The organism is Microbacterium galbinum, assembly GCF_023091225.1.
Classification (GTDB): domain Bacteria; phylum Actinomycetota; class Actinomycetes; order Actinomycetales; family Microbacteriaceae; genus Microbacterium; species Microbacterium galbinum.
Map to the genome: position 1 here is coordinate 1,321,586 of NZ_JAHWXM010000001.1, position 24,974 is coordinate 1,346,559.

Sequence of the window (24,974 nt, forward strand, 5' to 3'; positions counted from 1 at the left end):
GTGAGCCCCGCAGGGCTTCTCGATTCCTTTGTCGTCAGGTGGAGTGTGCGCTCAGAAGCTCAACGAAATGCCGACCACCATATGAGGGCATGGAGAAGCGAGCGCAACTACTAACTATAGACACGAATCTGCGACATGGCAAGTGGAGTCCTTGACCAATATCGGATGCTGCGGTATTGGCATCCGTCAGCGCGGTGTGGCGAGCATCACACCCAGGTCCAGGTGACGAGCACCGACTCTGCGGTCTGCTGGCGCTCGGCCGCCGGCACCGTGTCGCTGAAGGAGAACGTCACGACGTAGGTCTGGTCGGCGCTGCTGACGTAGTACTGGTCGACGACGTAGGAGACGCCCTCACTCGACATGGCCGCCGAGATGTGCGCGGACTCGGAATCCGCGACGACGACGCGGTCGTGCACGACGACGTCGGTGGCGCCCACCGTCTCGAGTTCCTTCAACCCCAGCGTCTCGACCTGGTCGGGCGTGACGACGCCGACCGGGGACTTGAGCACGTTCACGTTGTCGGCGAACCCGTCGGCGTCCTGGAGATCGGCGGCGAAGCTGTCGGGATCGAACCCGGGGATCTCCTGCTGCGGGTCCTCCCACCCCGCGGGCGCGATGAACGTGTAGCCGTCACCGGCGATCGTGGCTCCCGTCGCGGGCGCTGCGTCGAGTTCGCCCGCCGTCGTCTCCTCCGCCTCGACCTCGGACGAGGACCCGCTCGTCTCCTGCGGGGTCGGGATGAGCGTCGAGCACCCGGTGAGGGTGAGGGCGGCGGCGACGAGCAGGGCAGCGGATCGAAGAGGAGTACGCATGCGTCACATGCTATCCACTGCCTGCGACATCGCCGGCCGCCCGCCCCTCACGACGCGATGTCGAGCTCGTTCCCGGGGATCGAGGCGAGCAGACGACGCGTGTACGGATCGCGCGGGTTCGTGAAGATCTCCTCCGACGATGCGGCCTCGACCAGGCTGCCGTCCTTCATCACGCACACGTAATCGCTGATGAGACGCACCACGGCGAGGTCGTGAGAGATGAAGAGATAGCTGAGCCCGTACTCGCTCTGGAGGTCGCCGAGCAGGGTGAGGATCTGGTCCTGCACCAGCACGTCGAGGGCGGAGACCGGCTCGTCGCACACGATGAGGTCGGGCGAGAGCGCGAGTGCACGGGCGATCGCGACGCGCTGGCGCTGACCGCCCGACAGCTCCGACGGATACCGCCCGAGCATCGACTGCGGCAGCGCCACGTCGTCGAGCAGCTGGCGCACGCGCGCACGACGCTCGGCGCCGCTCCCCCGGCGGTAGAACTCGAGGGGCTCGGCGATCAGACGCTCGATCGTGAACATCGGGTTCAGGCTGGAGTACGGATCCTGGAAGATCGGCTGCACGCGCTGGCGGAAGTCGCGCGTCTCGGCACGACTGAGCGACGCGACGTCCTTGCCCTCGAAGCGGATCAGACCGCTGGTCGGCTCGATCAGCTTCAACAGCATCCGCGCCGTCGTCGTCTTGCCCGACCCCGACTCCCCCACGATCGCGACCGTCTCGCCGCGCGGGATCGCGAGCGACACGTCGTTGACCGCGACGAAATCTTCGCCGCGTCCGCGCACCGGGTACACCTTGGTGAGGCCCTCGATCTCGACGATGTGGTCGGCCTTCGCAGCGGAACCGGAATCCACGGACGCGTCGGCCGCGGCATCCGCTCGTTCCTCGACCTGGAAGGCCTCCGGACGCAGGCGCGCGGCCGCCACCGAGGGGGCGGCCTTCACGAGGGACTGCGTGTACGGATGCTGCGGATCCTCGAGGATCTGGCGGGCGGGGCCCTGCTCGACCACCTTGCCGCGGTGCATCACCACGACGCGCTCCGCGCGCTCGGCGGCGAGACCGAGGTCGTGCGTGATGAGCAGCACGGCGGTGCCGAGCTCGCGCGTCATCGCACCGATCTGATCGAGGATCGTGCGCTGCACCGTGACGTCGAGCGCGCTCGTCGGTTCATCGGCGATCAGCAGACGCGGCTTGCAGGCGAGGCCGATCGCGATCAGCGCGCGCTGCCGCATTCCGCCCGAGAACTCGTGCGGATACTGCTTCGCCCGCTTCTCGGGATCGGGCAGGCCCGCGGCGGTGAGCGCCTCGACGACCTTCTGCTGCACGTTCTGCCGCGTGGCGAGACCGTGCGCGAGCAACGTCTCGGCGACCTGGGTGCCGACCTTCGCGACCGGGTTGAGGTTCGACATCGGATCCTGCGGGACGAGACCGATGTCGCGCCCGCGGATCGTGCGGAGCTCGTTCTCGCCGGCGTGCGCGATGTCGCGCCCGTCGAGACGGATGCTGCCGCTGGCGACCCTGCCACCTCCCGCGAGGAGGCCGATGATGGCCATCGCGGTCGTCGACTTGCCCGAACCGGACTCGCCGACGATCGCGACCGTCTCACCGGGCGAGATCTCGAGGTCGACCCCCTCGACGGCGTGCACGACGCCGTCCATGGTGGTGAAGTCGACCGCGAGCCCCTCGACGGAGAGGAGCGGGGTGTCGTTCATCGTGTTCTCCTGGGCGTTCATCGGGCACGCGTCCTCGGGTCCATCGCCTCGCGCAGCGCCTCACCGAACAGGGTGAAGCCCAGCGCGGTGACCGCGATGCAGATACCGGGCAGGAAGGCCAGCCACGGCGCGATCGAGAGTTCCGCCTGCGCGTAGGTGAGCATGCGACCCCACTCGGCCGTCTCGGGGCGACCGCCGCCGAGACCGAGGAACGAGAGCGCTGCGGCGTCGATCACCGCGGTCGCGAGCGTGAGCGTGCCCTGAACGATCACGGGACCGATCGCGTTCGGCAGCACGTGCGACATCGTGATGCGCCCCCGACCGAGACCGAGGGTCTGCGCCGAGAGCACGTAGTCGCTCGATCGCTGCTGCAGCATCGAGGCGCGCAGCAGGCGGGCGAAGATCGGCACCTGGGAGGCACCGATCGCGATCATCACCGCGAACGGCGTCTGGCCGAGGATCGCCGCGATCGAGACCGCGAGGAGCAGGTTCGGCACCGAGAGGATGATGTCGACGAAGCGCATGATCACGGTGTCGACCCAGCCGCCGAAGGTACCGGCGAGGAGACCGAGCAGCATGCCGCCGACGAGTCCCATCGCGGTGGAGATGACGCCGACGAGCAGCGACGCCCGCGCACCCCAGATCAGCTTCGAGAGCACGTCGCCGCCGAACCGATCCAGGCCGAGCGGGAACTGCGGCAGCTCCCCCGGTCCCGGGATGTAGGTCGGGGTGATGAACTTCGCCCCGGGGAGCGCGGTCTCGGGATACGGGGCGAGCAGCGGGGCGAGGCCCGCCACGAGGAGGAACAGCAGCACGATGATCGCGCCGATCCACGCCGTGGGGTTGCGGCGCAGACGTCGGAAGACGTCGCGCCAGAACCCGCCGGGCCCTTCCTTGATGCCGGCCTGGGCGATCGCGACGGTGTCGATCACGCCGCCGCCCTGGGCGGGTGGGAGTGCGACGCTCATGACATCGCCCCCTTCCGGATGCCGGTGATGGTCGTCATTGGACCCTCACTCTCGGGTCGATGAAGCTGTACGAGACGTCCACCGCGAGGTTGATCAGCGCGTACGCGATCGCGATGAAGATGATGAAGCCCTGCAGCACCGGGAAGTCCCGGGTGAAGATCGCCCGGGCCAGGAAGGACCCGATCCCCGGGAAGGCGAACACCGTCTCGGTGAGCACCGCCCCCGAGATGAGCAGACCGGTCTGCAGACCGATCGTCGTGATGACGGGCAGCATGGCGTTGCGCAGGATGAAGCGGTTGCGGAGCGTCGACGATCCGACGCCCTTCGCCCGCCCGGTGCGCACGTAGTCGGCGTTCTGCACCTCGAGCACGCTCGCCCGCGTGATGCGCACGATGATCGCGAGCGGGATCGTGCCCAGCGCCAGAGCCGGGAGGATCAGGTGCAGGATCGCGTCCCACGCGGCATCGAACTCGCCCGTGATGAGACCGTCCCACACGTAGAAGCCCGTGGGATGCGTGGCGTCGATCCTCGGATTCTGCCTGCCGTCGGAGGGCAGCCAGCCCAGTTGCACGGCGAAGATGTACTTCAGGATGAACGCGAGGAAGAACACCGGGATCGTGATGCCGATCAGGCTCAGCACGACCGAGGCGTGGTCGCTGAACTTGCCGTGGCGGCGCGCGGCCCAGTAGCCGAGCGGGATGCCGACGCCGACCGCGAAGATGAGCGCGACGACGCTGAGCTCGATGGTGGCCGGGAAGCGGCGGAAGAACTCCTCGACGACCGGCCGGTTGGTCTGGATCGAGGTGCCGAAGTCGCCCTGGAGCAGCCTCGTCACCCAGACGAAGTACTGCTCGATGAGCGGTTTGTTGAATCCGTAGAGTTCGTTGACCCTCTCGATGGCCTCGGGGGTCGCCTTCTCACCGAGAAGGGCGACGGCCGGGCCGCCGGGGAGGGCTCTGACCCAGGCGAACAGCAGGATGCTGAGGCCGATCAGAGTGGGGATGAGGAACAGCAGTCGCCCGCCGATGGTGCGCAGCACAGAGATCTCCGTAGATCGGGCGCACACCCTTCGTCTCGCTCCGCTCGCTCAGGGACCGGGAGGCCGGTCCCTGAGCGAGGAGCGGAGCGACGAGACGAAGGGTGCGCGTCGGTCGGGCCTACTTGGTGAGGACGATGTCCGTGAAGACCTCGTCGTTCACCGGGCTGGCCGGGTAGCTCTCGACGCGCGGATCGAACGCCAGCGTGGGCGCCGGGTGGGCGAGCGGAACACCGGGGATGAACTGCGCGACCATCTCGTTGATCTCTTCGTACAGAGCCGTCTGGTCCTCGAGGTTCGAGACGCCGCGCGCCTCGTTCAGCTTCTGGAACAGCTCGGGGTTGTCGAAGCCCCACTCGGAGCTCTGCTGGCCGAAGAAGACGCCGACGAAGTTGTCGGTGTCGTTGTAGTCACCGGTCCACCCGAGGAGGTGGATGCCGTGGTCCGACGTGCCGGTGGTGCGGTCGAGGTACTCGACCCACTCCTCCGAGACCGGGGTGGTCTCGACGCCGACGTCTGCGAGCTGCGACGAGAGCACCGTGAAGATCTGCTCGGGGTCCGGCATGTACGGACGCGAGACGTTGACCGGGTAGTTGAAGGTGAGCTTCAACGGGTTGGCCTCGTCGTAGCCGGCCTCGGCCAGCAGCTCCTTGGCCTTCTCGGGGTCGTAGTCGAAGGTGGTGACATCGGGGTTGTAGCCGTTGACGACCTCGGGCACGAACTCGATGGCCTTCTCGGTGCCCTCGGGGAGCACCTGGCTGATCAGCGCGTCCTTGTCGACCGCGTACGACAGCGCCTCACGGACCTTCGGGTCCTGCAGCTCGGGGATCGCCTGGTTGAACGCCAGGTAGAGGATCGTGAACGGCGGGCGCGACACCATGGTGAAGCCGTCGTCCTCGAGAGCCTTCGTGTCGGCCGGGCCGACGAGGTCGTAACCGTCGATCGAGCCGGACTCGAGCGCCTGGCGGCGAGCGGTCGGGTCGTCGATCGTGCGGAAGATGATCTCGTCGATCTGTCCGGCGTCACCCCAGTAGCCGTCATAGGCCTTGAGCGTGACCTGCTCGCCCGGTGCCCACTCCTCGAAGGAGTAGGGACCGGTGCCGACCGGGTGGCCCATGGCGTACTCCGAGAGCTGCGGAGCCTCGGCGGATCCGCCCACCTCGTCGGCGCCGAACTCCTGCATCGCCGAGGGGCTCTGCATCGCGAACGACGGCAGCGACAGCGAGGCCACGAAACCGGCGAAGGGCTTGTTCAGCTCGATCGTGACGGAGTAGTCGCCGTCGGGCGTGCACGACTTGTACACGGCATCCGCCGCGGTGTCGGCGTAGCCCTTGAAGAGCTTGTTGTAGTAGTAGCCGAAGGCCTCGGAGGCCGCGAGACCGGTCCAGTTGTACCAGCGGTCGAAGTTGACGCAGACGGCCTCGGCGTTGAACGGCGTGCCGTCCTGGAAGGTCACGTCCTCCTTGAGGGTGAAGGTGTGGCTCATGCCGTCCTCCGACGACTCCCAGCTCTCGGCGAGGAGCGGCGCGGGGTCGGCCGTTCCCGGCTCGGTGCCGACGAGACCCTCGAAGATCTGCCGGGAGACGCGGAAGCTCTCGCCGTCCTGCGCGAACGCGGGGTCGAGGCTGGCCGGGTCGGACGATGCGGCGAACACGAAGGTGCCGTCGACGTCGCCGGACCCTTCCGAATCGTTGTCGCCGCGCTCGCTCGCGACACAACCCGCGAGGGCGAGGGCGGCGATCGTCGCCCCCGTGATGGCGACGAGACCGCGTCGTCGAAGTGGTGACTGGTGCATGGATGAACCTTCCCTGTGGGGCGTTTCGCTGCGCATGCGAGCATCGTCGCCCGCATGGTGATTCCCTCGACGCTACTCAGTGGATGTTGGTATGCCAAGACTCTCGCGTTACGACAGTGTTGCGATCCGGTATCGCGATCTCCGGACCCCGGTCTCAGCGCCGGTGGTGCACCGCGGCGTCGTGCGTGAGCCGAAGCGGGATCGACACGGGCTCGCCGCGGTGCTGCACGACGCGCACGAAGAGCACGTCGACGAGGGCCAGCTGCGCGATCCGGCTCGACATCGCCGCCATCCGGAAAGGCGACTCGTAGGCGTGCGTGAGGAGCACGAGCTCGGCGGTCCGCGCGAGCGAGGAGTCGGCGACACCGGTCACCGCGACGGTGAGCGCACCGGCATCCCTCGCCACCTCCAGCGCACGCAGCGTCTCGACCGTCTCGCCGCTGTGCGAGAAGGCGACCGCCACGTCGTCCGACGTGCGCAACGCGGCCGCGGTCAGCGCCAGGTGCGGATCGGCCGAGTGCGAGACCGCGCTGCCGATGCGCGAGAGCTTGAGCTGCAGATCCTGCGCGGCGAGCGACGAGGCCGCCTGGCCGAAGAGGTCGATGTGGCGGGCATCGACGAGGGCCCGCGCCGCCCGATCCAGGGTCGCCGCATCGAGCCCGTGGGCTGTCTTTTCGATCGCGTCGATCTGCTGGGCCGCGAGCTTCGCAGCGATCGTGGCGGGGCCGTCGTCAGCCGAGATCGTCGTCGAATCCAACCCGAAGCGCGCCTGCTGCGCCTGGGCCAGCGTCACCGAGCGCGCGACCGCCACGCGCAGCTCGCGGTAGCCGCTGAAGCCCAGCGACTGCGCGAAGCGCGCGACGGTCGACAGCGAGGTACTGCACAATTCGGCGAGATCGGTGATCGCGAGTTCGACGACGAGCATCGGGTCGTCGAGGATCCGCTCGGCCACGCGCGTCTCGGCCGCGCTCAGCTTGGGGACCGAGCGGCGGACCAGCGCGAGAACGTCGTCGTCCATCGTGCGCACCCGTCTCAGCCGGCGGCGCCGACCAACCGCTCCCGTGCCATCTGCGCGCCCAGCCTGCTGGCGGCTCCCACCTCGATCGTCGGCAGCGGAAGCGCCGTGCGTGCGGCGAGGCCCACGTTGACGACGACCGCATCGGGGTCGCGCACGGCCGCGCGCTCCACGAGTGCACGCTGCGCGGCATCCGCATCGGGACGGTCGATGAGCAGCACGGTCGTGCCCTCCGTCGACACCGCGTCGTCGAGCACCCGATCCTGCTCCTCGACCGAGGTGTGCGCGACGTCGAGGCGCACGCGGCGCCCGTCGTCGGCGAGCGTCGCCGAGACGTACGCCGAGGCGCTGTCGACGGCCAGCGTCGAACGGCGGCGTGCATCGACGACCGACAGAGCGGATGCCGCGGCCGGGGCGTCTCCGACGACGCTGATCGCACGACGCACGACATCGGTCGCGTCGAACTCCTCGATGCCGTCCGACACTTCGGCGGCGGCCGCACGGAGCTTGCGCGCGAGCGCCGCCACGCGACCGGCGGCCTCCTCGACGCGCTCACGGGAGAGCGACCCGTCGCGCAGCGCTGCGACGATGCCGTCGCGCGCGGCGCGGAAGTCGTGCTCGTCCTGGTCGGGGAGGGCATCGTCGCCGGGGTTCGTGGGGTTTCCGATGCAGAGCAGGTCGGCGCCGGCCGCGAGGGCCTGCGCCGCTCCCCCGCCGATCCCGACGGTCTCCCGGATGGCCGCCATGTCGAGCGCGTCGGTGATGATGACGCCCTCGAAACCCCACTCGCGCAGCATGCCGAGCACGCGCGGGTTGAGGGTGGCGGGCCGGTCGCCCCACGCCGGAACGACGATGTGGGCGGTCATGATGCTGTCGACCCCGGCCTCGACCGCGGCACGGAACGGCGCGAGGTGCACGCGCTCGTACTCGTCGATGTCGAGGGCGATCTCGGGCAGCGCGTGGTGCGAGTCGAGATGTGTGTCGCCGTGACCCGGGAAGTGCTTGATGCACGCGGCGACGGCGCCGTCCTGGATGCCGTCCACCGCCGCGATCACGTGACGCGTGACGAGCGGCTCCTCGGAACCGAACGCCCGCACGCCGATCACGGGGTTGCGCGGATCGGTGTTCACGTCGGCGACGGGACCCAGCACGACGTTCGCACCGACCGCACGCACGCGACGGGCGAGCTCGGCACCGGTGCGCTCGGTCGCGACGAGGTCGTCGAGTGCGCCGAGCTGAGCGGCTCCGGGGAGCGTGGACCCGGTGGCCGACTCGAGGCGGGTGACGCTGCCGCCCTCCTCGTCGACGCCGATCAGGGCATCCGGATTGGCGGCCAGGATCTCGGCGCTCAGGGCCGACAATCCCTCACCCACGTTCTGGCCGAAGTACACGACGCCGGCGAGGCCGTCGCGCAGCTCCGAGGTCAGCCAGGCGGGCGCCTCGGTACCGAAGAAGCCCGGCCAGAGCACGCCGTTCGCGAGGCGCTCGAGGTCGTCGGTCATCCCTTCACGGCTCCCGCCACCATGCCCGAGGCCAGACGACGCTGCACGATCACGAAGAAGATCATGACCGGGAGGGTGATGATCGTCGAGGCGGCCATGATGCTGCCCCAGTCGTTGGCGAACAGGCCGAAGAACGATTTGAGACCGATCGAGACCGTGTACTGGTCGGTCTGCGCGCCGAGGATCGTCATCGCGAAGATGAACTCGTTCCACGCGGTGATGAAGCTGAAGATGCTCGTCGCGACCAGGCCCGGCATGACCAGCGGCAGCAGGATCGAGCGGAACATGCGCCACCAGCTCGCGCCGTCGATGTAGGCGGCCTCTTCGAGCTCGACCGGGACGGCCGCGACGAATCCGCGCAGCATCCAGATACCGAAGGCGAGCGAGAGCGCCACGTACACGACCATCAGACCGAGGATGCTGTTGAGGAGTCCGAGGCTCTTCACCTGGAGGAACAGCGGGATGACGAGCGCCTCGAGCGGCACCATCTGCACGACGAGGATCATCATGAGGATCGTGGTGCGGAACTTGAACTTGAAGCGGGCGACCGCGACGGCGGCGAGGAGGCACACGAGCGCACTCACGACGACGGTGACGATCGCCACGATCGCCGAGTTGCGCAGGAAGGTGCCGAACCCGCCCTCGGTGAGGACGAACGCGAAGTTGTCGAAGGTGAACTCCTGCGGCAGCAGCGACTGCCCACCGCTCGAGGCCTTCTTGTCGAAGGCGCTGGAGACCATCCAGTAGACGGGGAACAGCGTGAAGATCAGGACGGCCGCGACGGCGATCCCGATACCGATGCGGGAGCGGAGGGATGCGCGCGGGTTCACAGCTCGTCCTCCTTCATGAGGGATCGGATGTACACGATCGTGATGCCGATCAGCACGAGGGTGAGCAGCACGGCGAGGGCCGCACCGAAGCCGTAGCGGTTCTGACCGAACGACTCGACGTACGACCAGACGCCGAGGTTGAGCACCTGGCGGTTGCCGCCGCTACCGCCGGGCATCAGGTACACCTGGGCGAAGACCTTGAAGTCCCAGATCGTCGACAGGATGATGACGACCGAGAAGACGGGCTTGAGGGTCGGGAAGATGATCTTCCAGAAGCGGCGCCACGCGCCGGCGCCGTCGAGGGCGGCGGCCTCGAGCATCTCCTTCGAGACGCCGAGGAGTCCGGCGAGCACGGTGATCGCGACGAACGGGAAGCCGTGGTGCACGACGTTCAGCAGCACGATCGCGTAGAACGACCACTGGTTGGTGAACCAGTTGATCGACTGGTCCATGAGGCCGAGGTCTCGCAGGACGGAGTTGAAGATGCCGCGGTCGGCATCGAAGATGAAGGTCCAGACGTAGGTGCCGGTCACGGCGGGCATCGCCCACGCGACCATGATGCAGCTCGAGACGATGACGCGCCACGTGGTGCCGAGGCGAGCGAGCAGCAGGGCGACGAGCGTGCCGACCGCCACGGTGACGAAGACCGCCACCGCGGCGAACCCGACGGTGTTGGGCAGGACCACCGTCCACAGGGTCGGGTTGGTGAGCGCCTCGACGTAGTTGTCGAAGCCGATCCAGTTGTTCTCCCCGGTGTTGATCTCGCGCAGACCGTAGTCCTGCAGCGAGTAGATGAACACCTGGATGAGCGGCCAGAGCATGAGCACCGCGAGGATGATCAGCCCGGGCGCGAGGAGGAGCCAGGGGCGGGCCGTGACGATCGAGAGACCGCGACGCTTCCGGCCGCCGGCCACGGAGGCGGAGGTGGACTCCGCCTTCGTGGCCGGCAGTGGCGCTTGCACCATCGACATGGAAGGAGTGCTTCCTTACTGGTTGAGCAGGTCCGTCATCTCAGCGGCGGCATCCTTCGTCGCGGTCGCGACGTCCTTCTGCCCGCTGAGGATGGCCTGGATCATGGAGTTGGTCGTCTTCTTCGCCTGGACGGCGCCGAAGTTCGGGGTGACCGGGACGGATGCTCCGCCGTCGACCATCTGCTCGGCGAACGGTGCCACGAGCGGGTCGGTCGAGGCGAGGGCCTCTTCCATCGCGGACTGGACGCCCGGGAAGTAGCCGGTCTCGTTCGACCACTGCTCGGCGAACTCACCGGTGGTCATGAGCTTGACGAACTCCCACGCGAGGTCGGCGTTCTTGGTCGTGTTGAAGACCGAGAGGTGCGATCCACCGAGCACGGACGGGGCGATGCCGCCGTCTTCGCCGGGGATGACCGCCGCGCCGATCTTGCCCTCGAGGTCGGGGTTCGCCTCGATGAGCGACTTCGGCGTCCACGAGCCCGAGAGCATCATGGCGACGTTGCCCTGCGTGAACGCGTCACGGAGGTCGGTCTCCTTCCAGGTGGTGGCACCTGCGGAGGAGAAGCCGTGCTCGGTCGCGAGACCGGTGTAGAACTCGATGCCGGCCTGCGACTCGGTGCTGTCGAGCTCGCTGGTCCAGGTGTCGCCGTCCTTCGTGGCGATCTCTCCGCCCGCACCCCAGACCCAGGGGTAGACCTGGAACTCGGCGTCACCGGGAACCGGGAACGGGAGCATGTCGGGCTTGGCGGCCTTGATCGCGTCGCCCGCGGCGATGATGTCGTCCCACGTCTTCGGAGCCTCGAGACCGAGCTCCTCGAACACGTCGGCGCGGTAGACGAGCGAACGCACGCCGGCGTACCACGGCATGCCGTAGAGCTCGTCGTCGTAGGTTCCCGCGACCTCGAGGCCCTCGACCAGGTCGTCGCGCAGGCCGTCCTCGGCGTCGACGTACTCGTCGAGCGGGAGGAGGGCGCCGGCGTCGGCGAACTCGGCGGTCCAGGTGGTGCCGGTCTCGGCGATGTCGGGGGTGGTGCCGCCGGCGATCGAGGTGACGAAGCGATCGTGCGCGTCAGCCCACTGGATCTCCTCGATGTTGACCGTCGCTCCGGTCTCCTCTTCGAAGGCCGCGGAGACCTTGTCGTAGAAGGCGGTGGAATCGGGGTTCGTGCCCTTCATGATCCAGACGGTGAGCTCCTGGCCCTCTCCGTCTGCTGCTCCGCCGTTGTCGCCGCCGCCGGCGCAGCCGGCCAGCGCGAGCGAAGCCACGGCGCCGAGCGCCACGACCGGAAGAATGCGCTTGTGCATCAGTGGATCTCCTCTTTGAAACGTCCTGGGGATGGACGAGTGGGTGCTCGCCCTGTCGAATAAGTATCTACGACTAACTAATTGCCTGCAAGTTTTTCACACGATCGTCACATGCTTGTGACAATCGTTTCCGTGGGGCCTTCACAGGCATCCTCCCGGGGCCCTGGCTATGCTCTCGAGATGCCTCGCGCCCGCCACAAGGACCGATCCACCGTCGCCCGCCACGCTCCCCTCCCCACCCCGGGACCGATGAAGGGCTTCCTCAAGATCGCCGGGATCACCCTCGGCGTCATCCTGGTCTCGGCCATCGCCGTCGGCGCCTTCGTCGTCGTCGACTACATCAACCGCTTCAATGCCGACGCGGTGGCGCTCGAGGACGCGCCGGAGGTGGAACCTCCGTCGATCAGCGCCTTCCCGGGCGAGTTCAGCGTGCTGCTCATCGGCACCGACGAGTGCGGCGAGGTGTCAGGCGGGCTCCTCGGCGAGCGCTGTTCGGAAGCCGACGGCGGCATCCTCAACGACGTCAACCTCCTCGTGCACGTCTCGGCCGAACCCCGCAACGTCACCGTCGTCTCCCTGCCGCGCGACCTCATGATCGAGACGCCCGAGTGCACGCGCGAGGACGGATCGATCGCCTCGGCGACCAGCAAGACGCAGATCAACTCGATCTACCAGAACGCCGGGCTCTCCTGCGTCGCCAAGACCATCACCGACCTCAGCGGCGTCGAGATCCCGTTCGCCGCGAAGATCGATTTCGATGGCGTCATGGCCATCACCGACGCGATCGGCGGCGTGGAGGTCTGCATCGGCGGAGACGGCATCCGCGACGAGAAGGCGGGCATCGACTATTGGGCGCCCGGACCCCGGACCGTCTCGGGTTACGAAGCGCTGCAGTTCATCCGCACGCGCTACGGGGTCGGCGACGGCAGTGACATGGCGCGCGTCTCGAACCAGCAGCAGTACATGTCGCGACTGGTGAAAAAGATCCTCAGCGACGAGGTGCTCAGCGACCCGAGCAAGGTGCTCGGGCTCGCGAACACGGCCGTCGACAACATCAAACCGAGCACCGAGCTCGGCAACCCGGTGCGCATCGCGCAGCTCGCACTGTCGATCAAGGACGTCCCGTTCAGCGACTTCGTCTTCGCGCAGTACCCGGTCTTCGAGGACCCGGACGACAGCGACCGCGTCGTCCCGAACTACGAGGCCGCCGAGACCCTGTGGTCCGCACTCGCCGCCGGTCAGCCGGTGCAGCTCACGGGCGACGCGACCAACAACGGCGGCGTCGAGGTCGTCGGCCCGGGCACGGCGACCGACCCCGGGACCGCCCCCTCCACCGACGCACCGACGACCGAGACCCCGGCGCCCCGTGCCACGCTCGACCCGAGCATCTCGGGTCAGACCGCCGAACAGGAGACCTGCACCAACGGCCGTCAGCGCTGATCGGCACGGCACGAGCGCGTAGGCTCGCAGGCATGGGACGGATGCGCGCACGCGACACCGAGCATCCGCAGGCGAAGCTCGATCACGGCGGCGTCGCCACCATCGCCCCCTCGGAGTTCACGAGCGGATTCGAGCTCATCGTCGACGGCACCCCGCAGTCGCACGTCGACCTCGACGACCCGACGCACCTTCACTTCGAGTACATCGTGCGCATGGGCGCCGTGATCGATCAGCTGCCCGCGGGACCGCTCACCGCCGTGCATCTCGGCGCCGGCGCCCTGACCGTGCCGCGCTACATCGATGCGACCCGTCCGGGATCGCGGCAGCAGGTGATCGAGTGGGAGGCGCCCCTCGCGGCGCTCGTGCGCGAACACCTGCCCGTACCGAAGGGCGCGTCGATCCGCCTCCGCATCGGGGATGCGCGCGAGGGCGTGCAGAAACTCCCCGCCGCCCTCACCGGCGCGTGCGATCTCGTCGTCTCCGACGTCTACTCCGGCGCGCAGACCCCGGCGCACCTCACCAGCGTCGAGTTCTACCGCGAGGTCTCGCAGCTGCTCTCCCCGGGAGGGGTGCTGCTCATCAACGTCGCCGACGGCCCTGGACTCGCCTTCGCCCGCCGACAGGTCGCGACCGTCGCCGCGGTGCTCCCCGAGGTCGCGGTGCTCGCCGACACGCAGGTGCTCAAGGGACGCCGCTTCGGCAACCTCGTGGTCGCGGCATCCGCCTCTCCCCTGCCCACCGAGTGGCTCCCCCGCCTGCTCGCCGCGGGCCCGCATCCGGCGAAGATCGCGCAGGGCGCCGAGGTGAAGACGTTCGTGCAGGGCGCGCACATCGTCACCGATGCGGATGCCGTGGCCTCTCCGCGACCCGACGCCTCGCTCTTCCTGCGCTGATCCGCATCCGGGATGCTGGCACGCGGGCGTGCCGACCCGACGACCGGGTGAACGGCATGCAGACTGGACGGGGACGCTGCGGAAGGAGAGCAATGAGTTTCATCCGGGGATACGACCGGGAGAACCTCCGCGAGCTGGTCGATATCGACGAGTGCGCGGTACGGCTCGAAGAGATCGAGGATCAGCGCAGCCTTCCCGCTCTGCTGGAGCGCGTGTGGTTGCTGAAGGTGCTGGGACGCCTCGACGAGGCGCTCGCCCTCGCGGAGACGACCGTGCGACAGGCGCGCATGGCGGGCACGCGCAAGGATGTGCTGCGCGCCCGCGTGCTGCGTGCGACCGTGCAGCAGTTCCGTGGGGCGCACGCCGCCGCCGAGCAGGAGCTCGCCGCGTGCGCGGAGGAGGCCGAAGGGCAGGGGTGGATCACGATCGCCGCGTTCGCCCACCAGCACCGCGGCAAGAACGCCTTCGACGCCGGAGATTTCGACACCGCGCGCGACAGCTTCAAGCAGTCGCTGTTCCTGCGCCGCGAGGCCGGCGCGGCAGATCGCGAGCTCGAAGTCACGCTGCTGGCGATCGACGCGGCCGAGCGCCGTCGCCCGTCGCAGCTCGTCGCCGGCTGACCGTGCGCACCGGCCGTTCACCCCGGTGTCGGCGGTATGGCTTAGCCTGAGCGCATGGCGGATCTTGACCGTGTGCGCATCTGGGGTGAGGCGCTCATGACGATGTACCTCGACGACTCCTGGTCGTTCGGCTTCGACCATGCCAAGCGTCGCGCCGGGCAGTGCGACTACACGAAGAAGCGCATCACCGTGTCGCGCTATCTCGCGGCACGGTTCGACGACGACGAGATCCATCAGGTGCTGTTGCACGAGGTCGCCCATGCCCTCGCCGGGCACGCCGCCGCGCACGGTCCGGCCTGGAAGCGCGTGGCACGCGACCTCGGTTACGTCGGCGGCACCACGCACCACGGCGAGACCGCCGTCGAGCTCGCGCCCTGGATCGGCCGCTGCCCCGCCGGGCACGAGACGTTCCGGCATCGCCGCCCGACCCGCGCCACCTCGTGCGCCCAGTGCTCGCGCACCTTCGATCAGCGATACCTCTTCACCTGGACGCGGCGCGAGATCACGGCCGACGTGAAGCTCGCCGCGCAGTCGCCGCGCTAGGGCGCTGGGCTCTAGAGCGTGCGCGGGCCGTCGCTCGCGTTCTCCGAGGAGGCCGTTTCTTCCGGGTCGTCGTGCGAGAGGGTCGCGCCCTGCTGACCGTCGGCCGCTGCCCGCGAGGCGCGCCCGCGTCGCAGGAGAGCCGTGACCGCGCGCCACCCCACCAGCAGCACGCCGAGGGTCAGCGTCGCGACGATGATGAATGCGAGCTGAGCGGTGTCCCCCGTGACCACGCGCAGCAGCATACCGCCGGCGACGGTCACGACCCAGACGACCACGCCCCACAGCACCGACCACGGCCGACGCGGGCGACCGGGGAGCAATGCGGCGAGCGCGTGACCGACGAGCAGCGCGACCAGGAACGGCCAGGCGGTGAGCAGGAATCCGGCGGGGCTCTCGTCGTGAGAGGCGCGGCCGATCACGGCGAAGATCAGAACCAGCACGGCGTCGACGATGACTGCGGGGAGGAACCTCATGCCCCGACCCTACGCTCGTGCCCCGCGCACACGGTGCTGCCCCCGGGCGTGCCGCCGGCTGTCTCAGGCGAAGGCCGTGAACGCCCGGTCGCGGAGCACGGGCACCGCCGAGACGGCGTCGAGACGGGATGCCGCGGCGACCGCGTCGGCATCGGCGGTGTCGCGCGCCGAGCCGCTCGCCGAGACCAGGTGCCCGAGCGCACGGCGCAGAGCACGGAAGCCCTCCGCCGCGACCGCCGCATCGGGCGCCGTGTGATCGATGCCGAGGTCGGTGAGCGCCGCGATGATCGCTCCGGCGGCGAGGTGGTCCTCGACCGCGAAGCGCACGTCGTTCGAGCCGTCGCGCTCCCCCGCGGCGATGAGGGCGACCGAGGTGCGCGCCTGACGCTCCTCCTGGATGGCCTGCACGGTGCGTGCGACGGCGGTGGCATTGCGGATGCCTCCGACCAGCACCGTCGCTCCTCCGGCGGCGGCGGTCACCGCGAGCGCCGGTGCGACGGAGTCCGTCGACCACACCGCCGCCTCGGCCAGATCGATCGCGGCACCGTCGGCGACGGCATCCGCCAGTCTCGACGAGAAGTGCAGCACGTCGACGATCACGACCACGTCGGCCTCGGCGAGCCGTGCGAGGCCGGCGAGCCCCCAGTCGAGGCGGACCTGGTAGGTGGACTGATCGAACGGCGACGGCATCCGTCCAGCCTATTCCGCACCGTGAGGGGTCAAGACACGCCGCCCGCGGGACCGCGGCAGCGGCGTGTCTTGACCCCTCAGCGAGCCGGCGAGCCCGCCGTCAGTCGGCTGCCAGCGCCTCGACCGGCGCGACCCGCGTCGCGAGCCGGGTCGGCGTCGCGGCGGCCACGAGCGTCAGCACCGCCGTCGCGACGACGATGATGACCACCGGCAGCCACGGCACCTGCGGAGCGACGAGCCCGGCGGGCGTGAAGTCCGGCAGCACCGGCACCGAGCCGAGCAACGACTGGGCGGCGATCCACCCGTAGGCGACTCCGAGCACCAGACCCGTGAGCGTCGCGGCCACCGTGATGTGCGTCGCCTCGAGCAGCACCATGCGGCGCACCTGGGCGTTCGACAGCCCGATCGATCGCAGCAGCCCGAGCTCACGGCGCCGCTGCACGACACCGATCGTGAGCAGGTTCACCAGGCCGACGGCGGCGATCACGGCCGAGACGGCGACGAGCACCATCATGATCGAGGCGAAGGCGTCGAACGGCGCGAAGAACTCCGGCGGCACCTCCTCGGAGGTCTGGTTCATCATCAACCGCTTCGCCGACTCCAGCGCGACCGCGAACATCGTCACGAGGGTGACGCCCATCACCACGCCGATCGCCATGCGCGACGATCGCTCGGGATACCGCAGCGCGTTCTCGGCGGCGAGGCGCGCGGTGGCGCTGGACCCGAACATCCGCCCGACGAGGCGCAGCACCGGCGGCATGAACAGCACCGAGCCGAGCGCGAGACCGGTGAACGAGAGCAGGCCCCCCACGAACGCGACGACGACCCCGAGCGGCGTCACGAGTCCGACCAGCACCCCACCCGCGAGCAGGGCGGCACCGGCGATGAGCAGCACCCAGGCGCCGACATGACGCCCGGCCCTGCCCGACACCTCGTCGTGGCCGCGCTCGACCGATCCGCCGATCGCCTGCAGGGGCGTCACCGTGAGCACGCGTCGCGAGCCGACCCATGCCGCGACCCAGGTCGTGAGCGCGACGCCCACGGCGGGCAGCACGAGGAACGGCTGCGCGAGGGTGAAGTCCGCCGGCACGTTGGCGATCAGCATCCGCCCGATCTGCACTCCGACGGCAGCGAGCGCAACACCGACGATCACGCCGGTGAGCGCGCCGATCACGCCGACCACGAGGCCCTGTCGCCCGACCTCCGCACGCTGCGAGCGCGCGGTCGCACCGACCAGGCGCATGAGCGCGATCTGACGGGTGCGCCCGGCGATGATCGTCGAGAACGTGTTGGCGGTGACGATCGCGGCGACGTACATCGCGACCCCCGTGAGCAGCACCGAGAGGATGGCGACGACGATCGCGAGCGTCTCGCTGTCGCCGATGAACGGGTCGGCTTGCAGCGCCGCACCGATGAAGGCCGTCACCTCGACGAGGATCACCCCGAACGCCGCCGACAGCGCCGCGACCAGGATGCTGGCGCCCATGCCCCGGTCGCGCAACCACGCGAGGCGCGGAGCCGTGGCGGCCGTCTCGGGCACGACGGTACCGACCACCGAGGCCGTGCCGACGGCGGTCATGCCGACACCTCGGCCGCGAGCATGTAGGCCGAGATCTCCTCGGCGGTCTGGCGCGGGTGGTCGGCGACGATGCGACCGTCACCGAGGTAGAGCACGCGGTCGGCGTGGCTGGCCGCGATGGCGTCGTGGGTGACCATCGCGATCGACTGACCGTGCTCCCGGCTGGCGGCCTGCAGCAGCTGGAGAACCTCGCGTCCGGTCTTCGAGTCGAGGTTTCCGGTGGGTTCGTCGGCGAAGACGAGGTCCGGCGCGGTGGCCAGGGCACGGGCGATGGCCACGCGCTGCTGCTGTCCGCCCGAGAGCTGGTGCGGACGGTGACGCAGGCGCGAGCCCAGACCCAGCGTCTCGATGAGTCCGTCGATGCGCGCACGCTCCAGCGCGCTCGGCCGGCGCCCGTCGAGCTCGAACGGCAGCAGGATGTTGCCGAGGGCATCGAGCGTGGGAACCAGGTTGAACGCCTGGAAGATGAACCCCACGCGTCGGCGGCGCAGGATGGTGAGGTCGAGGTCGCCGAGACCCGTGATCTCGGTGTCGCCGATGAACGCGCGCCCCTCGGTCGGGGTGTCGAGGCCGGCCATGATGTGCATGAGCGTCGACTTGCCCGAGCCCGACGGGCCCATGATCGCGGTGAACTGACCGCGGCGGATGCCGACGCTGACGTCGTCGAGCGCCCGCACGACTCCCTCGCCGGAGCCGTAGGTCTTCTTCAGGTGCTGGACGCGGGCGGCGAGGCCCAGGTCGGTGGTCGTGATCTCCATGTCTCCGACGCTACGGAGCAGGTGCCGTCGCGGTCGTCGCCCAGCGGATGCATCCGCCTCCGCCTGGAGGATGATCCCGACGATGCCGCAGGGAGGATGCCGGGGGCCGTGCTCAGGCGAGGCGGATCTCAGGCGAGGCCGTGCTCGAACGCGAACACGACGAGCTGCACGCGGTCGCGCAGGCTGAGCTTGGAGAGGATGCGGCTGATGTGCGTCTTGACGGTCGCCTCGCTGAGGAACTCGCGCGTCGCGATCTCACCGTTCGACAGACCGCGTGCGGCGAGCGCGAAGATCTCGCGTTCGCGGTCGGTGAGGTCGGCGAACTGCGGAGGAACCGGGGTCGGCGCATCCGCGAAGTGCGCGAACAGCTCACGGGTGGCGGATGCCGCGATCACACTCGACCCCGCGTGCACGGTGCGCACGGCGGCGAGCAGGAACTCGGGGTCGGCGTCCTTCAACAGGAATCCGCTCGCCCCCTGACGAATGGCCCGGGCCGCGGCCTCGTCGAGGTCGAAGGTCGTCAGCATCACGATGCGCGGCGCGTCGGGGCGCTGGAGGATCTCGGCGGTCGCGGTGAGGCCATCCATGACCGGCATCCGGATGTCCATGAGCACGACGTCGGGTCGGGTCTGCTGCACGACATCGAGCGCCTCCCGCCCGTCGCCGGCCTCGCCCACGACCTCGAGGTCGGGCTGGGAGGCGATCAGCATCCGCACACCGGCGCGGAAGAGGGACTGGTCGTCGACGAGGACGACTCTGATCATGACGTGACTCCGATCGGCAGCATGCCGTAGACGTGGAACTGCGCTCCCCGGCGCTCGGCATGCAGACTACCGCCGACCAGCTGGGCGCGCTCGCGCATGCCGATCAGGCCGTGCCCGCCCTGCCCCAGCTGCACGGGAGCAGGCCCCGGCGCGACGGTGTTCGCCACCCGGATCTCGACCCGGTCGGGCAGCCACGCCAGATGCACGTCGACCGCTCCGTCGCCGTGGCGGATCGCGTTCGTGAGGGCCTCCTGCAGGATGCGGTAGACCGCGAGCTGGATGGCCGCGGGCGGCTCCCCCGGGGGCACGGGGTCGACCGTGATCCGCGGTTCGATGCCGGTGTGCCGCACCTGCGCGAAGAGCGTCTCCAGGTCGGCGAGCGTGGGCTGCGGTCCGTCGCCCTGGCGGTGACGCAGCTGGGTGAGGAGCATCCGCACGTCCGACAGCGCACCGCGGGCGGTCTGCGCGATCGTGCCCAGCGCCTCGGTCGCCATCTCGGGCTTCGCTGCGGCGGCGTAGCGGGCTCCATCGGCCTGCGCGATCACGACGGCGAGCGAGTGCGCGACCACGTCGTGCATGTCGCGGGCGATGCGCACGCGCTCCTGCTCCTCGGCGGCCACGGTCTCGGCCTGCGCGCGCGCCACCTGCGTGGCGCGACCGGCGAGGATGACCCGCCAGAGCAATCCCGCTCCCCATGCCATCACCATCGCCAGCACGAACAACGAGCCGAGCAGCACGGAGGTGAGCGCGGCGCGCATCACACTCGCGGCGTCGGTGATCAGTTCGCCCGACCACGCCAGCCCGAAGTACGCGCCGCCGACGATCCCGCCGCCGAGCGCCGAGGCGCCGCCGAGCCACAGCAGTCGTCGGCTGCCCCAGGCCGCCGTCGCGAACAGCACGACCAGCACGCCGAAGTCGAAGGGTACGGGTGGCAGCCCCGCAGCCATCTGGAGGAGCGCACCGAACCACGCGACGCAGAGGGCCAGAGCCGGGGCCAGGCGGGCGATCGCGGCGGCGCCCCAGACGATCGCTCCGACGACGAGGTAGGCCGTGACCGACCACCCGCCGTCGACGATCCAGACGCTGAGGCCGCCCGAGCCCGGCACGAGGGGGATGCCGACCGTGAGACCGAAACCGATGACCGCGCCGACGATGTCGAGGGCGAGCCAGGTGCGGGAGACGGGACGGAACACGCTCTCACGCTACGCGAGCGGAGGGCGCGCCGCGTCCGTCTGGGGATGTATCCCGAGTGCGACCGGCCGTCAGGCCCGGGCGATGATCTCGCCGTGCGGAACGAGGTACCAGCCGTCTCCGGCATCCGCCCATCGCTTCCAGGCGTCGCTGATCGCCTGCAGCTCGGAGGGGCCCGCGAGGCCGCTGTCGACGAGCTGGCGCGCGAGCGCCGATTCGAGGATGCGGTCGGCCCACATGCCGCCCCACCACGCGCGCTCCTCGGGGGTCGCGTAGCACCAGGTGGATGCCGTCGCCGTGACGTCGTCGAAGCCGGCGGCGCGCGCCCACGCGAGCAGGCGTCGCCCGGCGTCGGGCTCTCCCCCGTTCGCCCGGGCGGCCGCGCGGTACAGCCGCAGCCACTCGTCGAGCTCGGGCAGCAGCGGGAACCAGATGAATCCGGCGTAGTCGGCGTCGCGCGCCGCGACGATGCCGCCGGGCACCGTGACCCGTCGCATCTCTCGCAGGGCCTGCACCGGATCGCCGACGTGCTGCAGCACCTGGTGCGTGTGCACGACGTCGAAGCTGTCGTCGGCGAACGAGAGCGCGTGCACGTCTTCGATCGAGAAGTCGACGTTCGTGAGGCCGCGGTCCGCGACGAGGTTCCGGGAGAGCGCGAGGGCGTTCGCGTCGATCTCCGTCGCCGTCACGTGCGCGACGACGGTCGCGAACTCGGCCGTGATGCTGCCCGGGCCCGCGCCGACGTCGAGGAGGCGGGCGGCCGGATCCAGGTGCGGGCGGAGATACTCCGCGGAGTTCGCGATCGTGCGGGAACTGTGCGAACGGAGAACGGTCTCGTGATGTCCGTGCGTGTACGTGGCCATGCCCCAGTCTGGCACGGGCCGCGATGGCGCCCCTCAGCGCAGCTCGGCGGCGATGCGGCGGATCGCCTCGCGGTCGGGCTTTCCGGAGGCGAGCGTCGCGATCTCGTCGACGAGGATCAGGCGCGCCGGACGCGCGTGCTTGCCGAGCGCCTCGGCGACGGCGTCGCGCGCGTGCACGAGCTGGTCGGATTCGCTGCGGCGCAGCACCTCGCCGCGGGCGGCGACGATGACGGATGCCTCGCCCCACCGCTCGTCGTCGATGCCGACCACGACGGCCTGATGGAGACCCGGCACCTGCCGCACGATCCGCTCGACGCGATCGAGGGAGATGTTGATGCCGCCCGACACGATGACGTTGTCGGCGCGACCGTGCACCCGCACGACCCCGTTCTCGACCAGGCCGAGGTCGCCCGTGCGATACCAGCGGATGCCGTGCTCGTCGCGCACGAACACCCGCGAGGTCAGCTCGTCGTCTCCGAGGTAGCCGTCGGCGAGCATGGGCCCCGCGATGCGCAACTCTCCGTCGACGGTGCGCACCGAGACGGTGTCGAGGGGAACCCCGTCGTACACGCACCCGCCGCTGGTCTCGGTGGAGCCGTAAGTGCGCACGAGGCGCACGCCCAGATCGGATGCCCTCTCCCGCAGCGGCTCGGGCAGGGACTGCCCGCCGACGAGGATCGAACGGTAGGCCTGCAGCGCGGCGCGCACGGCGACGTCGTCGGCCGCGTCGAGCAGCGTCGCCACCTGCGCCGGTACGAGCGAGGTGTACAGCGCCTCGTCACCGTGTCGCAGCATCGACAGCGTGGCGTGCGCGAACGCCTCGGGCGAGAACCTGCCCGACAGCGCCACCGGTTCGGTGCCCGCGAGGATCGAACGCACGAGCACCTGGAGACCTGCGACGTACCCCGTCGGGAGGGCGAGCAGCCAGCGCCCCGATCCGATGCGGTCGGCGGTCGCCTCGGCGCTCGTGCGCAGAGCCTCGGCGCTCAGCGCCACGCGCTTGGGGATGCCGCTCGACCCGGAGGTCGAGATCACGACGGCCGTGCCCACCGGAACCCGATCGGGCACGTCGGCGAGCATCCCGAAGCCGAGCGCCGGACCCCCGTCGAGCGCCCGCCGCAGCGCGACACTCAGCGGCTGCGGATCATCGGCCTCGATCGGGATCAGCGCGGTCATGACGGTGCCTCAGTAGTGCCAGGGGAACGACGACCAGTCGGGGTCGCGCTTCTCGAGGAACGAATCGCGCCCCTCGACGGCCTCGTCGGTGCCGTAGGCGAGACGCGTCGCCTCGCCCGCGAAGACCTGCTGCCCGACGAGTCCGTCGTCGACGGCGTTGAACGCGAACTTGAGCATGCGGATGGCGGTCGGCGACTTGGTCAGCACGGTGCGGGCCATCGCGAGCGCCTCGCGCTCGAGCTCGGCGTGCGGCACCACGCGATTGACCGCGCCCATCTCATAGGCGCGCTGCGCCGAGTACTCCTCGGCGAGGAAGAACACCTCGCGGGCGATCTTCTGCCCGGTCTGGCGGGCCATGTACGCGGAACCGTATCCGGCGTCGAAGCTGCCGACGTCGGCATCCGTCTGCTTGAAGCGTCCGTGCTCGGCGCTGGCGATCGTGAGGTCGCAGACCACGTGGAGCGAATGCCCGCCTCCCGCCGCCCATCCGGGCACGACCGCGATGACGACCTTCGGCATGAAGCGGATCAGACGCTGCACCTCGAGGATGTGCAGGCGGCCCAACGAGGCGGGGGACGGAGAAGCCTGGGTCGCTGAGCCTGTCGAAGGGTCGGAGTACTTGTACCCGTCGCGCCCCCGGATGCGCTGGTCGCCGCCCGAGCAGAACGCCCATCCGCCGTCCTTCGCGCTGGGACCGTTGCCCGTGAGCAGCACCGCACCGATGCGCGGATCCTGACGGGCGACGTCGAGCGCACGGTAGAGCTCATCGACCGTGTGGGGGCGGAAGGCGTTGCGCACCTCCGGCCGGTGGAAGGCGATGCGCGCGATGCCTCCGTCGTTCGAGACGTGGGCCGTGATGTCGGTGTAGTCCTCGGCGCCGGGCGCGAGCTGCCACTCGGCGGGGTCGAACAGGTCGGAGACGAATGCGCTGGTCACCTCTCCACCCTATTCCCGCTCGCGGCTGCTCCCCCGTCGCACTTTCCGTCGGAAAGATCCGGCCGGACCGACGAAAAGTGCGACGGGAACGGCGGCGGGAGATGAGAATGAGACCCATGACGCCCGAACTCAGCGAGATCCTCTCCACCGCACGCGTGGTCGCCCTGCCGATGCACACGCGATTCCGCGGCGTCGACACCCGGGAGGCTCTCCTCTTCGAAGGCCCCGAGGGATGGGCCGAGTTCTCGCCTTTCATCGAGTACGCGGATGCCGAGGCCGCCACCTGGCTCGCCGCGGCGATCGACTTCGCCTGGCGCCCGCAGCCCGCACCCTTGCGCGACGGCATCCGCGTCAACGCCACGATCCCCGCGGTCGAGGCCGCGCGCGTGCCCGACGTGCTCGCGCGGTTCTCCGGATGCCGGACCGCCAAGGTCAAGGTCGCCGAACCCGGGCAGACGCTCGCCGACGACATCGCCCGCGTGCGCGCCGTGCGCGAGGCGATGGGACCGGAGGGCCGCATCCGCGTCGATGCGAACGGCCTCTGGAACGTCGACGAGGCCGAGCACGCCGTGCACGCGCTCAACGAGTTCGACCTCGAGTACGTCGAGCAGCCGTGCGCGACGGTCGAGGAACTCGCCGAGCTGCGCACCCGCGTGAAGTACCTGGGCATCCCGGTCGCCGCCGACGAGAGCATCCGCAAGTCGTCCGACCCGCTGGCCGTGGCTCGCGCCGGAGCAGCCGACCTCATCGTCGTGAAGGCGCAGCCGCTCGGCGGAGTGACCCACGCCCTCCAGCTCATCGCCGCGACCGGGCTTCCGGCGGTCGTGTCGAGCGCCCTCGACACCGCCGTCGGGCTCTCGCAGGGCGCCGCCCTCGCCGCCGCCCTCCCCCACCTCGACTACGACTGCGGCCTCGGCACGGCATCGCTCTTCCTCGACGACGTCGCCGATCGGCGCCCCCGCGACGGGGTGATCCCCGCCGACCGCGTCACCCCGGACGGTGCCGCGCTCGACCGCCTCGCCGCCGACGACGACCGCCGCGACTGGTGGCTCGCGCGCCTCGAACGCAGCTACCGCGTGCTCGACGCGGGCTGAGG

At 69.8% G+C, this 24,974-nt stretch carries 24 protein-coding genes; 5 read left to right on the top strand and 19 right to left on the bottom strand.

All coding sequences use genetic code 11. From position 1 onward, the window contains the following. Positions 1-206: 206 nt before the first annotated feature. From KZC52_RS06420 to KZC52_RS06465, 10 genes are all read right to left on the bottom strand, one after another. On the bottom strand, positions 207-812 hold the full coding sequence (locus KZC52_RS06420; RefSeq protein ID WP_247623215.1) for a hypothetical protein: 606 nt from the start codon (positions 810-812) through the stop codon (positions 207-209). Between the two features lie 47 nt (positions 813-859). Then, positions 860-2,551, bottom strand: coding sequence for an ABC transporter ATP-binding protein (locus KZC52_RS06425; RefSeq protein ID WP_247623216.1), 1,692 nt, complete (start codon positions 2,549-2,551; stop codon positions 860-862). Continuing rightward, entirely contained in the window at positions 2,548-3,498 is a 951-nt protein-coding gene (locus KZC52_RS06430; protein ID WP_247623217.1) for an ABC transporter permease, read from the bottom strand. The genes KZC52_RS06425 and KZC52_RS06430 overlap by 4 nt, the downstream gene beginning before the upstream one ends. Positions 3,499-3,532: 34 nt before the next feature. Continuing rightward, the gene (locus KZC52_RS06435; protein ID WP_247623218.1) at positions 3,533-4,537 is read right to left on the bottom strand and encodes an ABC transporter permease; all 1,005 of its coding nucleotides are present in this window, start codon (positions 4,535-4,537) and stop codon (positions 3,533-3,535) included. A gap of 118 nt (positions 4,538-4,655) precedes the next feature. Further along, on the bottom strand, positions 4,656-6,329 hold the full coding sequence (locus tag KZC52_RS06440) for an ABC transporter substrate-binding protein (RefSeq protein ID WP_247623219.1): 1,674 nt from the start codon (positions 6,327-6,329) through the stop codon (positions 4,656-4,658). A 154-nt stretch (positions 6,330-6,483) separates the two neighbouring features. Beyond that, a complete protein-coding gene (locus KZC52_RS06445; RefSeq protein WP_247623220.1) occupies positions 6,484-7,347 on the bottom strand; it encodes a MurR/RpiR family transcriptional regulator in 864 nt (287 codons plus the stop codon). 14 nt (positions 7,348-7,361) lie between these two features. Continuing rightward, entirely contained in the window at positions 7,362-8,846 is a 1,485-nt protein-coding gene (locus tag KZC52_RS06450; protein WP_247623221.1) for a glycoside hydrolase family 3 N-terminal domain-containing protein, read from the bottom strand. After that, complete coding sequence (locus KZC52_RS06455; RefSeq protein WP_247623222.1) at positions 8,843-9,676, bottom strand: carbohydrate ABC transporter permease; 834 nt, start codon at positions 9,674-9,676, stop codon at positions 8,843-8,845. The genes KZC52_RS06450 and KZC52_RS06455 overlap by 4 nt, the downstream gene beginning before the upstream one ends. Continuing rightward, positions 9,673-10,647, bottom strand: a complete 975-nt coding sequence (locus tag KZC52_RS06460) for a carbohydrate ABC transporter permease (RefSeq protein WP_247623223.1) — start codon at positions 10,645-10,647, stop codon at positions 9,673-9,675. The genes KZC52_RS06455 and KZC52_RS06460 overlap by 4 nt, the downstream gene beginning before the upstream one ends. Positions 10,648-10,662: 15 nt before the next feature. Continuing rightward, complete coding sequence (locus KZC52_RS06465) at positions 10,663-11,952, bottom strand: sugar ABC transporter substrate-binding protein (protein ID WP_247623224.1); 1,290 nt, start codon at positions 11,950-11,952, stop codon at positions 10,663-10,665. A gap of 180 nt (positions 11,953-12,132) precedes the next feature. On the opposite strand from KZC52_RS06465, the gene KZC52_RS06470 reads away from it, so the two are divergent. From KZC52_RS06470 to KZC52_RS06485, 4 genes are all read left to right on the top strand, one after another. Continuing rightward, positions 12,133-13,392: an LCP family protein gene (locus KZC52_RS06470; protein ID WP_247623225.1), complete on the top strand. Its 1,260-nt coding sequence runs from the start codon at positions 12,133-12,135 to the stop codon at positions 13,390-13,392. A 32-nt stretch (positions 13,393-13,424) separates the two neighbouring features. Then, a complete protein-coding gene (locus KZC52_RS06475) occupies positions 13,425-14,285 on the top strand; it encodes a spermidine synthase (RefSeq protein WP_247623226.1) in 861 nt (286 codons plus the stop codon). A 92-nt stretch (positions 14,286-14,377) separates the two neighbouring features. After that, entirely contained in the window at positions 14,378-14,905 is a 528-nt protein-coding gene (locus KZC52_RS06480) for a hypothetical protein (protein ID WP_247623227.1), read from the top strand. Positions 14,906-14,959: 54 nt separating this feature from the next. After that, entirely contained in the window at positions 14,960-15,448 is a 489-nt protein-coding gene (locus KZC52_RS06485; protein WP_247623228.1) for a SprT-like domain-containing protein, read from the top strand. An 11-nt stretch (positions 15,449-15,459) separates the two neighbouring features. Here KZC52_RS06485 and KZC52_RS06490 read toward each other — a convergent pair whose 3' ends face one another. The 9 genes from KZC52_RS06490 to KZC52_RS06530 form a co-directional block, all read right to left on the bottom strand. Continuing rightward, positions 15,460-15,921 (bottom strand): DUF3054 domain-containing protein, encoded by a 462-nt coding sequence (locus tag KZC52_RS06490; protein ID WP_247623229.1) that lies wholly within the window; start codon positions 15,919-15,921, stop codon positions 15,460-15,462. 63 nt (positions 15,922-15,984) lie between these two features. Beyond that, positions 15,985-16,611 (bottom strand): 2-phosphosulfolactate phosphatase, encoded by a 627-nt coding sequence (locus KZC52_RS06495; protein ID WP_247623230.1) that lies wholly within the window; start codon positions 16,609-16,611, stop codon positions 15,985-15,987. 100 nt (positions 16,612-16,711) lie between these two features. Next, positions 16,712-18,190 (bottom strand): ABC transporter permease, encoded by a 1,479-nt coding sequence (locus tag KZC52_RS06500; protein WP_247623231.1) that lies wholly within the window; start codon positions 18,188-18,190, stop codon positions 16,712-16,714. Continuing rightward, positions 18,187-18,948 (bottom strand): ABC transporter ATP-binding protein, encoded by a 762-nt coding sequence (locus KZC52_RS06505; protein ID WP_247623232.1) that lies wholly within the window; start codon positions 18,946-18,948, stop codon positions 18,187-18,189. The genes KZC52_RS06500 and KZC52_RS06505 overlap by 4 nt, the downstream gene beginning before the upstream one ends. A gap of 128 nt (positions 18,949-19,076) precedes the next feature. After that, on the bottom strand, positions 19,077-19,712 hold the full coding sequence (locus KZC52_RS06510; RefSeq protein ID WP_247623233.1) for a response regulator: 636 nt from the start codon (positions 19,710-19,712) through the stop codon (positions 19,077-19,079). Next, a complete protein-coding gene (locus KZC52_RS17535) occupies positions 19,709-20,905 on the bottom strand; it encodes a sensor histidine kinase (RefSeq protein WP_247623234.1) in 1,197 nt (398 codons plus the stop codon). Before KZC52_RS17535 ends, KZC52_RS06510 begins: the two co-directional genes overlap by 4 nt. Positions 20,906-20,974: 69 nt before the next feature. Next, complete coding sequence (locus tag KZC52_RS06520) at positions 20,975-21,766, bottom strand: class I SAM-dependent methyltransferase (RefSeq protein ID WP_247623235.1); 792 nt, start codon at positions 21,764-21,766, stop codon at positions 20,975-20,977. 33 nt (positions 21,767-21,799) lie between these two features. Then, on the bottom strand, positions 21,800-22,942 hold the full coding sequence (locus KZC52_RS06525) for an AMP-binding protein (RefSeq protein WP_247623236.1): 1,143 nt from the start codon (positions 22,940-22,942) through the stop codon (positions 21,800-21,802). Positions 22,943-22,951: 9 nt separating this feature from the next. Then, positions 22,952-23,878, bottom strand: a complete 927-nt coding sequence (locus tag KZC52_RS06530) for a 1,4-dihydroxy-2-naphthoyl-CoA synthase (RefSeq protein ID WP_247623237.1) — start codon at positions 23,876-23,878, stop codon at positions 22,952-22,954. A gap of 116 nt (positions 23,879-23,994) precedes the next feature. On the opposite strand from KZC52_RS06530, the gene KZC52_RS06535 reads away from it, so the two are divergent. After that, complete coding sequence (locus KZC52_RS06535) at positions 23,995-24,972, top strand: o-succinylbenzoate synthase (RefSeq protein ID WP_247623238.1); 978 nt, start codon at positions 23,995-23,997, stop codon at positions 24,970-24,972. The last annotated feature ends 2 nt before the right edge of the window (positions 24,973-24,974 follow it).

Bases quoted from the DNA above. Each gene is read 5' to 3' on its own strand.
- KZC52_RS06450 (WP_247623221.1), bottom strand. From the start codon at position 8,846: ATGACCGACGACCTCGAGCGCCTCGCGAACGGCGTGCTCTGGCCGGGC.
- KZC52_RS06470 (WP_247623225.1), top strand. From the start codon at position 12,133: ATGCCTCGCGCCCGCCACAAGGACCGATCCACCGTCGCCCGCCACGCT.
- KZC52_RS06440 (WP_247623219.1), bottom strand. From the start codon at position 6,329: ATGCACCAGTCACCACTTCGACGACGCGGTCTCGTCGCCATCACGGGG.
- KZC52_RS06505 (WP_247623232.1), bottom strand. From the start codon at position 18,948: ATGGAGATCACGACCACCGACCTGGGCCTCGCCGCCCGCGTCCAGCAC.
- KZC52_RS06485 (WP_247623228.1), top strand. From the start codon at position 14,960: ATGGCGGATCTTGACCGTGTGCGCATCTGGGGTGAGGCGCTCATGACG.
- KZC52_RS06520 (WP_247623235.1), bottom strand. From the start codon at position 21,766: ATGGCCACGTACACGCACGGACATCACGAGACCGTTCTCCGTTCGCAC.
- KZC52_RS06490 (WP_247623229.1), bottom strand. From the start codon at position 15,921: ATGAGGTTCCTCCCCGCAGTCATCGTCGACGCCGTGCTGGTTCTGATC.
- KZC52_RS06465 (WP_247623224.1), bottom strand. From the start codon at position 11,952: ATGCACAAGCGCATTCTTCCGGTCGTGGCGCTCGGCGCCGTGGCTTCG.
- KZC52_RS06475 (WP_247623226.1), top strand. From the start codon at position 13,425: ATGGGACGGATGCGCGCACGCGACACCGAGCATCCGCAGGCGAAGCTC.
- KZC52_RS06510 (WP_247623233.1), bottom strand. From the start codon at position 19,712: ATGATCAGAGTCGTCCTCGTCGACGACCAGTCCCTCTTCCGCGCCGGT.
- KZC52_RS06460 (WP_247623223.1), bottom strand. From the start codon at position 10,647: ATGTCGATGGTGCAAGCGCCACTGCCGGCCACGAAGGCGGAGTCCACC.
- KZC52_RS06535 (WP_247623238.1), top strand. From the start codon at position 23,995: ATGACGCCCGAACTCAGCGAGATCCTCTCCACCGCACGCGTGGTCGCC.
- KZC52_RS06525 (WP_247623236.1), bottom strand. From the start codon at position 22,942: ATGACCGCGCTGATCCCGATCGAGGCCGATGATCCGCAGCCGCTGAGT.
- KZC52_RS06500 (WP_247623231.1), bottom strand. From the start codon at position 18,190: ATGACCGCCGTCGGCACGGCCTCGGTGGTCGGTACCGTCGTGCCCGAG.
- KZC52_RS06425 (WP_247623216.1), bottom strand. From the start codon at position 2,551: ATGAACGCCCAGGAGAACACGATGAACGACACCCCGCTCCTCTCCGTC.
- KZC52_RS06480 (WP_247623227.1), top strand. From the start codon at position 14,378: ATGAGTTTCATCCGGGGATACGACCGGGAGAACCTCCGCGAGCTGGTC.
- KZC52_RS06430 (WP_247623217.1), bottom strand. From the start codon at position 3,498: ATGAGCGTCGCACTCCCACCCGCCCAGGGCGGCGGCGTGATCGACACC.
- KZC52_RS06420 (WP_247623215.1), bottom strand. From the start codon at position 812: ATGCGTACTCCTCTTCGATCCGCTGCCCTGCTCGTCGCCGCCGCCCTC.
- KZC52_RS06495 (WP_247623230.1), bottom strand. From the start codon at position 16,611: ATGCCGTCGCCGTTCGATCAGTCCACCTACCAGGTCCGCCTCGACTGG.
- KZC52_RS06445 (WP_247623220.1), bottom strand. From the start codon at position 7,347: ATGGACGACGACGTTCTCGCGCTGGTCCGCCGCTCGGTCCCCAAGCTG.